Here is a 12,550-nt window from a genome sequence, read left to right on the forward strand (position 1 = left end):
ACAAATTTTTTGTCCCTAAGTCCCCAAGTAAAAATTTTAAGTATTATAAAAGGTGGCAGGTCAATTTCTACCTGCCGCCTATTGTAATTTCATTCTACTTAAATCACTGAATTTAGCAACTCTTACTACATATTTTTCAACTCAATAACCATGTCACGAATCTGGGCTGCCAATTCAAAGTCAAGTACTTCTGCAGCGGTCTGAGCTTCAGTTAAAATTAAACTAGTACATATTTCCTTCTACTCATTTACCATTATAACTCATCTAAATGGATAAAGATATTAAATGAAATAATAATCAACAATTACAATATTTTCAAACATATCATAATCCATATCATACGTAAACTCAATCGTAAATTCTAAATCACGACTGCTTGATTCATAAAAGAATTCTTCTTCTCCTTGTTCAAAATCAGGATTTTTTGTAACAATATTAAATTCTACTTCAGCATTAACAATTGCAGTACAAGTAATCTCATAAAAATTATCTTCAAAAGCATACTCATCAATATTAGAACTCAATATATGAATATCTTCAAACTCTCCCCAGCCTGAAAAATATTCTCCTTCAAAATCCATATTGGGTAACTTATCTTCAACATATTCAGCCAACGAATCCATAATGTTATAATCTTGATTCAATTTTTCTTCAAGTTCAAATATATCCGTAACCTCTCGTCTCTCAACTTTAGAAGTAAAACTATTACTTAAAGATGATGTTGCCTTCGTAAAGGCTTGAACCATATCTTTCGACTGTTGGGGAGCTAACGAAGACATTGAATTAGCAAGCTCTTCAAGGGTATCACCAATTGATTTAGCCATTCGGTTAGAGATTTCACTACCAGAAAATCTCTTAATAAATTCAAGCTCATCCATCAAATAAAAACTAGCTCCTGACTTCTCCCTCATCTCCTCAATCAGTTCAATTCTCGGTCCAACCACCTGATATTTATCTTTACCCTTTTCATCTTTTCCAACTAATACTTTATAATTCAAATCAGTTTTATCAGGACGTTTTCCATCAGATGTCACAAATACAACATTTTTTATATCACTCTCTGAAGATTTTTCCAGCATATCTTCCCAAATAATTAAATCCCCAAACTTTTGTTGATAGACAATACCATTATAACCTCTGCTGTCTTTCTTATTTTTATCATTAAATCCCGGCGGAATATCTTTCTTATAGCGTTCCTCTCCTCGTTTCTCAACCTCATTTATCCAATCCTGCCCATAGCGTTTTCGTGTCTTCTGCTCTAAAATCTCGATTAATGAAGAAAAAGTTGCTTTTTGAGTGTCACTTATTGAAGAAATCTTTTCCAGTAGTTTCGCCTCTATTCCTAATTCACTTGAATCTAACAGACTACTTAAGTAAGAACTCAGCTCCTCTTGCTGTAAGTCATTTCGAAAAGTTAGACTAGAAAATAATGTCTTAGCTGCCTCACTTTTTATCTTATTCCAATTTTTATTGAATCTACTCTTAAATTTTTCAACATTCACTTTACTTAACAATAAAGTCTCAGATTTATGAAAATGGAATTCCAATGCAACTAAGTAGGGAATGTAGATAAAATCTTGAACTTTCTCTATTGTTTCAAAATATTTTTTGGCTGCTTCGGGAGTAAAGCGAAATACATTCAATAACGAATTGGTATCAAATACAATAATTGTATTTTCTTTAGTTATTGAATCAATACTCAAATCATTTCTATAAAAACCATAGAATTCATCTTTAAAATTCATTTTCTTCTCTTTCATTGTGCAATAGTATAACTATTATAAGACTGAAAATTATCAATTCTCCTACCCCATCGCTTTCAGCTCCAGGACCATATCACGAATCTGGGCTGCCAGTTCAAAGTCAAGCACTTCTGCAGCTTCCTGCATTTGACCTTCCAGTTTCTTGATCATAGCCTTGCGTTCGTCTTTGTTAAGAGCATTGAAGTCCACCACTTCTTCCTTGTCCTGAGTGACAGCCTTGGTCACGCTAATCAGGTCACGGATTTCCTTCTTAATGGTCTGTGGGATAATACCATGTTCTTCATTATAAGCCATCTGGATTTGACGGCGGCGGGCTGTTTCTTCCATTGCCTTCCGCATGGACTCAGTGACCTTATCCGCATACATAATCACATGGCCCTCAGAGTTACGAGCCGCCCGTCCGATTGTCTGGATGAGCCCCCGTTCATTACGGAGGAAGCCTTCCTTGTCAGCATCTAGAATAGCCACCAGACTGACTTCTGGCACGTCAATCCCTTCACGCAAGAGGTTAATCCCTATCAAGACATCAAAGACACCCAGGCGCAAATCACGGATAATCTCCGTACGCTCCAAGGTCTTGATGTCCGAGTGCATATACTTGACCTTGACGCCCATTTCTTTCAGGTAGTCGGTCAAGTCCTCTGCCATTTTCTTGGTCAGGGTAGTGATAAAGGTCCGCTCACCCTTCTCAACACGGGCATTGATTTCACCTAAAAGGTCATCCATTTGACCCATGGTTGGACGGACTTCCACTTCTGGATCCAAAAGCCCTGTCGGCCGAATAATCTGCTCGACAACGGTATCGGTCTGCTCCATTTCATAATCACCCGGCGTCGCAGATACATAGACAATCTGATGGACATGGCTCTCAAATTCTTCCCTGCGCAGCGGACGATTGTCCAGTGCACTCGGGAGGCGGAAACCATAATTGACCAACATCTCCTTGCGTGAGCGGTCACCATTGTACATCCCCTTAATCTGACCCATGGTCATGTGGCTCTCGTCAATCATAATCAGGTAGTCTTCAGGGAAAAAGTCCAGCAGGGTATATGGAGGCTCGCCCTCGCTTCGCCCGTCCATGTGGCGAGAATAGTTCTCAACTCCGTTGGTGTAGCCCATTTCCCGAAGCATCTCAATGTCGTAGTCGGTTCGTTGTTTCAATCGCTGAGCTTCTAAGAGTTTTCCTTCTGCCTCAAAGACCTTGAGCTGCTCTTCCAGTTCCGCCTGAATCTTGGCAATAGCCGTTTCCATGTGGTCATCGTTGGTCACGAAGTGGGTGGCAGGGAAAATCGCCAAGTGGTCCACATCGCCCAAAACCTTACCTGTCAGGCTCTCAATCTCACGAATGCGGTCGATTTCATCCCCGAAAAACTCCACACGGAAGGCATGCTCATCACGAGAAGCTGGGAAAATCTCCACCACATCTCCACGCACACGGAAACGTCCTCGTTGGAAGTCGATGTCGTTGCGCTCAAACTGAATATCGACCAAGGAATTAAGCAACTGGTCACGGGAAATCTCCTGACCTGGGCGCAGGCTGACCACGCTATCTGAATATTCCTTAGGCGATCCCAAACCGTAGATACAGGAAACGGAGGCCACGACGATGACATCGTTGCGTTCTAGCAAAGCTGAGGTCGCTGAGTGACGGAGTTTGTCAATCTCATCATTGACCGAACTGTCCTTCTCAATATAGGTATCGCTAGACGGTACATAGGCTTCTGGCTGGTAGTAATCATAGTAAGACACGAAGTATTCGACCGCATTTTCTGGGAAGAATTCCTTGAACTCACTGTAGAGCTGACCAGCCAAGGTCTTATTGTGGGCGATAACCAAAGTAGGCTTATTGACACGGGCAATGACCTGACTCATGGTGTAGGTCTTACCAGTACCAGTCGCCCCCATGAGAATCTGGGCTTTTTCGCCCCCCTCGATGTTATCAACCAAGGTTTCAATGGCTTGGGGCTGGTCACCAGACGGTGCATATTTTGACACAAGTTTAAATTGGTTTTCAGTATTTCGATTGATCATTTGTTCAATTTTCTTTCTTCTAGTAAATCTTGCAACTTCTCTTCGGAAAAATGCTCAATTGGTCCGGGTTCAATATCAAGAATCGAAGTTTCCGCCGTGTATTTCAATAAATTCTTTATCTTAATTCCATATTGTTTAGCATAAAAGACAGCTCGCTCACTGTCATGAAATAATATCAATAAGTGCGTGTAGGTGTCCGACAAACTGGCCCTTGCACTCGTTTTAGCCCCAGTCGCAAATGCAATTGTCTTCCCTACAGATTCTACTGTTTTTTCAGAAACATTTCCAAAAAGACGGCTCAAGCCTGCTCCTAGCGTCGGCTCTTCTATTCCTATAAACTCAATTTCTTTTATAGGAATGGACACAGCTTTTCTTCGAAATATTCCCCGATAGAGAACAAAGTGATTCTCTGTCAGTTCAAATGCTTTTAATCCAAAAAAGAGGCGCTGAATAGAAACGATAATAACCAGATGTGAAGACAAGGTTGGAATGCCAAAGATCAGTAAAAACACAATCCCACCGAGGGTCACTGTCGCTACATCTTCTCCCCATAAACTGATAAATAAAACAACCGTTACATAAGACAATGGCAAGCCAAAAAACAAACTCAGACCCAAGGCCAACATAGATTTCCATCTGCTATAACGAACAATCATACCCATTCCTTTCACTATTCTATTTTACCACAAGTCCGCTTGAACTTACTCAAAATCAATTGCCCTAAAATATTAAATTTTCTCACATTTTAATGACTTTGTATGTCAGAAATTCTAACATTGCAAAAACCTCAATTTTGCATTAATTTTCAGAATATGATATACTAGGACAGTTATTTTATAATAGAAGGAGTATGGAAATGAAGAAAAAACTACTCATGTTATTGGCAAGCATTCTGCCAGTATTCTTTATTTTTACTGGCGTTAAAGCTGACGATACTATTGATGTCGTATTTGACAATGCTTACGCCCCATTCGAGTTTAAAGACTCAGATCAAATTTATAAAGGATTAGATGTTGACATCATCAACGAAGTAGCCAAGCGCTCAGGTTGGACCATGAATCAAAGTTTCCCAGGATTTGATGCAGCTGTCAACGCTGTACAGGCTGGATCTGCGGACGCCCTAATGGCAGGTACAACTATCACCGAAGCGCGTAAGAAAGTATTTACTTTCTCAGACCCTTACTTCGACACTAAAATCGTTATCGCTACCACAAAGGCAAATACCATCTCTTCATATAAGGACCTTAAAGGCAAGACTGTCGGTGTCAAAAACGGTACCGCAGCCCAAAACTTCCTAGAAGAAAATAAAGACAAGTACGGATACAACGTAAAAACTTTTGATACTGGAGATTTGATGTATAATAGCCTTTCTGCTGGTGCTGTTGATGCTGTAATGGACGACGAAGCGGTTATTCAGTACGCTATTCAACAAGGTCAAGATCTAAGCATTGATATTGACGGCGAAGCCATCGGTTCATTCGGTTTCTCTGTCAAAAAAGGTAGTCAATATGAATATCTTGTTGAAGACTTTAACAAAGCTTTAGCTGAGATGAAAAAGGATGGTACCTACCAAACAATCATGAACAAATGGTTGGGAGCTTCTACCACTTCTACCGAAAGTGCCGACTACTCATCTCGTTTAAGCTTAACAGGAAACGCATCAGCTAAAGCAACACCTGTCAAATCAAGCTATACAATTGTGGCAGATTCTTCTTTTGCTCCATTTGAATACCAAGATGAATCAGGTAACTATGTCGGGATTGACATGGAATTAATCAAGGCAATCGCTGAACAACAAGGATTTACTATTACCATTCAAAACCCTGGTTTCGATGCTGCACTAAATGCTGTTCAAGCTGGACAAGCTGATGCAGTTATTGCAGGTATGTCTATCACAGATGCTCGTAAGGAAATCTTCGACTTCTCAAACGCCTACTATACTTCAAACATCCTATTAGCTGTTAAAAATGGTAGTGACATCGCTTCTTACGAAGACTTAAAAGGGAAAACTGTTGGGGCTAAAAACGGTACTGCTTCATATAGCTTCTTAGAAGAAAACAAGGCAAAATATGGTTACACCCTAAAAGCCTTCGACGAAGCTTCAAGTATGTATGACAGTTTAAACTCTGGTTCTATCGATGCTCTTATGGATGACGAAGCCGTTCTTCTATATGCCATCCAACAAGGTCGCGACTTTGCAACACCAATCCCTGGCGAAAAATCAGGTGAATACGGATTTGCCGTGAAAAAAGGTGCCAACCCAGAATTGATTGAAATGTTTAACAACGGTTTAGCTGCCCTGGTTGAATCAGGCAAGTATGATGAAATCCTTAATAAGTATTTCAACTCAACTGAAGAAGCAAGCGCAACAACTTCAACTGTTGATGAGACAACGATTGTTGGTCTTTTGAAAAACAACTACGGTCAATTGCTCTCAGGTCTTGGTATCACAATTGGACTTGCCCTTCTATCATTTGCTATTGCAATTGTCATCGGTATTATCTTCGGTATGTTTGCAGTCAGCCCAGTTAAAGCACTCCGTGTTACTTCATCTGTTTTTGTAGATGTTGTTCGTGGTATTCCGCTCATGATTGTCGCTGCATTCATCTTCTGGGGTATTCCAAACTTAATCGAGTCGATTACTGGTCAACAATCTCCAATCAATGACTTTGTCGCTGGTACAATTGCCCTATCCCTCAACTCTGGTGCCTATATTGCTGAGATTGTTCGTGGTGGTATTCAGGCAGTTCCAGCTGGTCAAATGGAAGCATCTCGCAGTTTGGGTATTTCCTACGGAACAACCATGCGTAAGATTATCCTACCTCAAGCTGGTAAAATTATGTTGCCTAACTTTATCAACCAGTTTGTTATTACTCTGAAAGATACTACTATCATTTCTGCGATTGGTTTGGTCGAACTCTTCCAAGCAGGTAAAATCATTATTGCACGTAACTACCAATCCTTCCGTATGTATGCAATTCTTGCCATCATTTACTTGGTAGTTATCACACTCTTGACTCGCTTAGCACGCAAACTCGAAAAAGGAGGCAAATAATGGCTCAATTAAAAATCAACGTCCATGACTTACACAAGTCTTATGGAAAAAACGAGGTCCTCAAAGGTATTACTGCTAAGTTCTATGAAGGGGATGTTGTTTGTATCATCGGCCCTTCTGGTTCAGGTAAATCGACCTTCCTTCGTACAATGAACTTACTTGAAACCATTACAAGTGGTCAAGTAACAGTCGATGGATATGACTTAACCGATCCTAAGACAGATGTTGACGCCTTCCGTTCAAATGTCGGAATGGTATTCCAACACTTCAACCTCTTTCCACATATGTCTGTACTTGATAACATCACATTTGCGCCAATCGAACACAAATTGATGGACAAATCTGAAGCTGAAAAAGTCGGCATGGAATTATTGGAAAAAGTTGGATTGGCAGACAAACGCGACGCTATGCCAGACAGCCTTTCAGGAGGTCAGAAGCAACGTGTTGCCATCGCTCGTGCCCTCGCAATGAACCCAGACATCATGCTCTTTGACGAACCAACTTCCGCCCTTGACCCTGAAATGGTCGGAGACGTTCTTAACGTAATGAAAGACTTGGCTGAGCAAGGTATGACCATGTTGATCGTCACACACGAGATGGGCTTCGCCCGCAAGGTTGCTAACCGCGTTATCTTCACGGATGGCGGCGAGTTCCTTGAAGATGGTACACCAGAGCAAATCTTTGACAACCCACAACATCCACGTTTACAAGACTTCCTTGATAAGGTCTTGAACGTGTAAAAATACAAAAAGCCTTTGACCAAGCGTGTCAGAGGCTTTTTAACATCTCACAATTAATACCTATAACATCTTTTTGTAAGAACACCCTTTCTTAGTCTTCTCTACAACTTCAAAACCACATTTCTCAAACAGCTTTCGTGAACCAAGATTCCAATCGTAAATTTCTTCGACAAGTATTTCCACAAAGCCAAGCTCCCTTGCACGTTCTACCATTCGCTGCAATACCTTGGTTCCAATTCCTTTGTTCCAATACTGCCTATCTCCAATGGCAATGGCAAAATCATCTGCAAACAGCGTCACATCACCAATTGGGATAAACTGACCATTTTCAAGTATTTCAATAAAATAACATTCTCCATTTGTTGCCAAATAGCCGTACATACGATTGAGCCGATCCAAAGTATAAGGTTCCTTATTTCCATCAACCAGCCAGACCAATTCTAGATCTTGGTGCCATTCAAAAGCAAAATCATGCTGACCATCATACCGACGTAAACGGACTTGTTTGTCTATTTCTAAAATGTCTGCTTGCTCAATTCCAGTGATTGCCATTTCGGATCCCCTCTCATTTACAATAAGTTCATTTTAACATATATCTCTATCAAAATCTATGAATATTATAGCACACGATTGACAAGCTTCTATCGATATGCTATATTAAAACAAATAAAGCATGCGAGGTAAGGAGAAATGGACAATAACAAGTAAACTCAATTTAAGTTCTATACTTATTTAGTAGTTTTCTTGCGTCCATTTTTCTGTTCCCTCTATTCCTTGAATAGGGTCTTTTTGAGCAGATTTCGACACACTACTAAATAGGTAGTGTGTTTTTTCTTGTAAAGGAGGCCTTATGCTACTAACCACTCAACACCTAACCCTCGACCATCAAAAAGATTTGAGAAATCTGGTTCATGACCTAAACCTCATTGTTAACCCTGGCGATAAAATAGCAATCATCGGCGAAGAAGGAAATGGAAAATCCAGTCTATTACTCACCTTGATGGATTCAACTCTTGTCGCCGACTACCTGCTCATATCAGGCAGCATTCACCGATATTTTCACTCGCCAGTCTACATTCCCCAAAGTCTTTCACTGGAAATGGCAGAGCTAACCTTGAACGACTACTTCTTTGGAGATATAGAGAGCAATATTGATTACGGCCTACTCTACCTCTATGCTGACCAGCTCCAGTTTGACAGTGAGCGATTTGCCAGTCAACAATTGATTGGAAGCCTGTCAGGTGGCGAAAAATTAAAAATTCAGTTAATCAAATCTCTAGCAACTCCATCTGATATTATTTTTCTGGATGAGCCGTCCAATGACTTGGATTTAGATACCTTACTTTGGCTTGAAAACTACATCATCACGAGTCCAAAGACCATCCTATTTGTTTCTCACGATGAAGACTTTCTTAGCAGAACAGCTACAAAAATCATTCACCTAGAATCAGTAAAAAAGAAAACACTTGCTCAGACCAAGGTTGAAGATCTTGACTACCAAGATTACGCATTGAGACGCCAACAAGCCTATCAGAAGCAAGTCCAACAAGCTCGGAATGACAAAAAAGAATTTGACAAGGCTATGAACAAACACCTACGTCAAAAATCACAGGTTCGTCATACCTTGCTCAACACCCACGATGCCACACTAGGACGGCTCATAGCCAAGAAAATGAAGAATGTCTTATCACGTGAAAAACGCTATGAAAGAATGAAGGAAAATCTCACACAAGTTCCTTTTCATGAAGATGCCATTTCCCTCTTCTTCTCAGACATTTCACCACTACCAGCTAGAAAACAAGTGCTTCACTTAGAAAACTTCCAATTGAACATTGAAGGGCAACAATTAGTTCAACATATCCATTTCAACTTAAATGGACAAGAGAAAGTTGGCATCATTGGACAAAATGGAATTGGTAAATCCAGTTTTCTAAAGTTAATCTATCAAGAACTCAGGCAACGAGCGGACATAAACTTGGGCTACATGCCCCAGCACTATTCAGAAGTCCTTGATGAGTCTAAAACTCCACTTGATATTTTATTAGAAAATGGCAATCGTGAGCAGGAACAACTTATCTTAACACATCTAGCCAGTCTGCAGTTTACACGACAAGAAGTTCATCACAAGATCTGTGAACTTTCGGGGGGACAAAAAGCCAAGTTACTCTTGTTAAAAATGGTTCTTGATCAAGCCAATTTTCTCTTATTAGATGAACCCAGTCGAAACTTCTCTCCTACTTCTCAGCCATATATTCGTCAACTATTTGCCGATTATCCAGGTGGCTTGGTATGTGTATCACACGACAGACGTTTTTTGAAAGAAGTTTGTCAAAGAATCTACCGACTAACTGAGAATGGACTGGAAGAACTAGAACAGATATAAAAAAGGAAATTAGCACACACGCCCAATTTCCTTTTCTAATAGTATTTCGAATATATTCGCTTTACAGCTTATAGTTTATCAAGAGCAAGCTGTAAGTCCTCAATCAAATCATTGACATTTTCAAGTCCGATGGATAGGCGAATTTGATTTGGTGTGACCCCAGCAGCAAGTAAATCTTCTGGAGCTAACTGAGCATGCGTGGTTGTAGCTGGATGAACTACTAGTGATTTAGCATCGGCAACGTTTGCTAAATTGGAAAAGATTTCCAAACTATCAATAACCTTACGCGCTTCTTCTGCTCCGCCTTTTACTTGGAAAGAGAAAATAGAGCCAACTCCCTTAGGCAGGTATTTATCCGCCAAAGGCTTATAAGGACTAGCTGGAAGTGATGGATAATTGACCGACTCTACCTGAGGATGACTAAGTAAAAAGTCAACAATTTTTTCAGCATTAGATACATGACGCTCTACACGGAGAGACAAGGTTTCTAACCCTTGCAAAAGCAAGAAGGCGTTGAATGGAGAAAGGGCAGCACCTGTATCACGAAGTAATTGTACACGAACTGCTACAATAAATGCAGCTGCACCAATATCACGAGTATAACTAATGTTATGATAGCTTGGATCTTCTTCAACAAATTGCGGAAACTTACCAGATGCCGCCCAATCAAACTTGCCGCTATCGACAATCACACCGCCAATGGTCGTACCATGCCCACCGATAAACTTGGTTGCTGAATGGACGGCAATATCAACACCATGAGAAAATACATTAATTAAATATGGAGTTGCGAAGGTATTATCTGAAACAAGCGGAATGTGGTGGTTGTGTGCAATTTCTGCCAATTTTTCAAGATCAGGAATATTGATAACAGGATTTCCCAAGGTTTCAATAAATACAAGTTTTGTATTATCTTGAATGGCAGTTTCTACTGCTTCAAAGTCATCAATATCTACAAAGCTTGTTGTAATACCATAGCGAGGAAGAGTTTCTTTGAATAGGTTAAAAGTCCCACCATAGAGTGTCGTTGCCGCCACAATGTGATCGCCAGCATGTGCCAATGCTAGAATAGTGTATGTGATAGCTGCCATTCCTGAAGAAGTGGCCAAGGCACCAATACCACCTTCTAAAGCTGCCACACGATTTTCAAAAGTAGAGACCGTCGGATTAGTGATACGAGTATAGATATTCCCTGATTTACGCAAGGCAAATAAATCTTCTGCTTCTTGAGCGTCTTTAAAAACATAGGAAGTAGTTTGATAGATGGGGACAGCACGTGATTTTGAAGTAGAATCAACTTCTTGTCCAGCATGGAGTTGAAGGGTTTCAAATGAAAATTCTCTAGTCATAAAGGTACTCCTTTGGTCTTTTTCAGTATTCTACCTCATTTTTACCATCTTGACTAATACTTAAATATTAGAGAGATGTATAGTTAACAACTATAGCCACATGATCAGTTATTCTAGAAAAATAATATTCATTTTCCTTGAATAAAATAAGGACAAGATTTACAATAAGATTATGAATACCTTAATAGAATATATCGGTCCGATTATCCTCCTAGTACTAATAATCTCTTATAGCATCTATCGCAGACGCCATCCTAATAATATGGACACTAAACAAGCGCTCAAATGTCCAAAATGTAAGTCAATAAAACTGCAAACTTACGTTCCAACACAAAAAAGATATTCTCGTAAAGCCGGTATGATTGGTCATGCAATCAATGGCATAGAGGGAGCTATGTTTGCAATGCTCTATGAAGCTGATCGGACTTATTATCGTTGTCAACATTGCGGTTACCGATTTTCTAGAAAGGAGAATCGTTTTATTTCTAACATCGAATAACCTCCCTATTTTTAATAGCCATAATACAGAAGCATTCGCTCCAATTTTTATTAGCTGAAATATAATCCCATAAACGCATCATTAGACTTCTTCCTTTAAGATTCTAAGCTGATGCGCTTTTTTATTTATCTGTTACTCCAATCAGCATGAGATGTTTTCCTACAACTGTATCGGTTAACTGACTAGCTTAAAAATTCCTGTCCAATTTAGAAATGCCTTTCGACGCATTTGTTCAATTTCACAGCGAAATAATCCTGCTAAGGTTGCTCTATTTAAAACAATATCATTCTTACGAGAAAGGCTAGTTACTTTATTTACAAGCGTCTCGACTTCTTCACCATCTCTAATTCCCATATCCCATAACTCTTGAAGTACTGATTTTTTATACATTTTCTCATATTCTGCCATACCTTGTAGAGTCCAGTAACGTTCATTATTCTCAACTTCTAACCATTGCCACACAATTTCTGTATCGGCTACATTAGGTTTTTCATGCTGACAGGATAGACAGAGGACCATCTGATTAGCCAGGCTCGTATCCTTGCTCCATTTGCTTGATACAATCTGACACACAGCTACACCATGAGAACTTTTACATCTCCAGCATTTTCCTTCAAGCAATTCATCAGCGCTCAAAATTCCTCTTTCTATCAAAGTATCATTCCAATACTCTGCAACTTTCGATACTTCAGCATTCTTATTCAACAAATTAAACATTTTCATTCTCCTG

Annotated in this window: 10 protein-coding genes and 1 pseudogene; 4 read left to right on the forward strand and 7 right to left on the reverse strand. The window is 39.8% G+C overall.

Annotated features, from left to right (window positions below; all coding sequences use genetic code 11):
* Positions 1-125: 125 nt before the first annotated feature.
* From K5Q34_RS11910 to K5Q34_RS01450, 4 genes and pseudogenes are all read right to left on the reverse strand, one after another.
* Positions 126-209 (reverse strand): annotated as a pseudogene (locus K5Q34_RS11910) (UvrB/UvrC motif-containing protein); the annotation flags it as partial.
* A gap of 72 nt (positions 210-281) precedes the next feature.
* The gene (locus K5Q34_RS01440) at positions 282-1,745 is read right to left on the reverse strand and encodes a PIN-like domain-containing protein (RefSeq protein WP_074391070.1); all 1,464 of its coding nucleotides are present in this window, start codon (positions 1,743-1,745) and stop codon (positions 282-284) included.
* Positions 1,746-1,805: 60 nt separating this feature from the next.
* A complete protein-coding gene (gene uvrB, locus K5Q34_RS01445) occupies positions 1,806-3,794 on the reverse strand; it encodes an excinuclease ABC subunit UvrB (protein WP_221864382.1) in 1,989 nt (662 codons plus the stop codon).
* On the reverse strand, positions 3,791-4,450 hold the full coding sequence (locus K5Q34_RS01450; RefSeq protein ID WP_221864383.1) for a hypothetical protein: 660 nt from the start codon (positions 4,448-4,450) through the stop codon (positions 3,791-3,793). The genes uvrB and K5Q34_RS01450 overlap by 4 nt, the downstream gene beginning before the upstream one ends.
* A 200-nt stretch (positions 4,451-4,650) precedes the next feature.
* Here K5Q34_RS01450 and K5Q34_RS01455 point away from each other — a divergent pair, with 200 nt between their 5' ends.
* Together K5Q34_RS01455 and K5Q34_RS01460 are read left to right on the forward strand one after the other, a co-directional pair.
* Positions 4,651-6,849, forward strand: coding sequence for an ABC transporter substrate-binding protein/permease (locus K5Q34_RS01455; protein ID WP_170239701.1), 2,199 nt, complete (start codon positions 4,651-4,653; stop codon positions 6,847-6,849).
* Positions 6,849-7,589: an amino acid ABC transporter ATP-binding protein gene (locus K5Q34_RS01460; RefSeq protein ID WP_002940438.1), complete on the forward strand. Its 741-nt coding sequence runs from the start codon at positions 6,849-6,851 to the stop codon at positions 7,587-7,589. The genes K5Q34_RS01455 and K5Q34_RS01460 overlap by 1 nt, the downstream gene beginning before the upstream one ends.
* A gap of 60 nt (positions 7,590-7,649) precedes the next feature.
* Here K5Q34_RS01460 and K5Q34_RS01465 read toward each other — a convergent pair whose 3' ends face one another.
* Positions 7,650-8,141, reverse strand: coding sequence for a GNAT family N-acetyltransferase (locus K5Q34_RS01465; protein ID WP_105212393.1), 492 nt, complete (start codon positions 8,139-8,141; stop codon positions 7,650-7,652).
* A gap of 298 nt (positions 8,142-8,439) precedes the next feature.
* Here K5Q34_RS01465 and K5Q34_RS01470 point away from each other — a divergent pair, with 298 nt between their 5' ends.
* Entirely contained in the window at positions 8,440-9,972 is a 1,533-nt protein-coding gene (locus tag K5Q34_RS01470) for an ATP-binding cassette domain-containing protein (RefSeq protein ID WP_105119055.1), read from the forward strand.
* Positions 9,973-10,040: 68 nt separating this feature from the next.
* Here K5Q34_RS01470 and K5Q34_RS01475 read toward each other — a convergent pair whose 3' ends face one another.
* Positions 10,041-11,321, reverse strand: coding sequence for an O-acetylhomoserine aminocarboxypropyltransferase/cysteine synthase family protein (locus K5Q34_RS01475; protein WP_221864384.1), 1,281 nt, complete (start codon positions 11,319-11,321; stop codon positions 10,041-10,043).
* Between the two features lie 262 nt (positions 11,322-11,583).
* On the opposite strand from K5Q34_RS01475, the gene K5Q34_RS01480 reads away from it, so the two are divergent.
* Positions 11,584-11,820 (forward strand): hypothetical protein, encoded by a 237-nt coding sequence (locus K5Q34_RS01480; protein WP_032515138.1) that lies wholly within the window; start codon positions 11,584-11,586, stop codon positions 11,818-11,820.
* 174 nt (positions 11,821-11,994) lie between these two features.
* On the opposite strand, the gene K5Q34_RS01485 is transcribed toward K5Q34_RS01480, so the two are convergent.
* Positions 11,995-12,537 (reverse strand): hypothetical protein, encoded by a 543-nt coding sequence (locus K5Q34_RS01485; RefSeq protein WP_015646786.1) that lies wholly within the window; start codon positions 12,535-12,537, stop codon positions 11,995-11,997.
* Between the last annotated feature and the right edge of the window lie 13 nt (positions 12,538-12,550).

Source organism: Streptococcus sp. 2018110, assembly GCF_019754115.1.
In the GTDB taxonomy this organism is placed as follows: domain Bacteria; phylum Bacillota; class Bacilli; order Lactobacillales; family Streptococcaceae; genus Streptococcus; species Streptococcus hashimotonensis.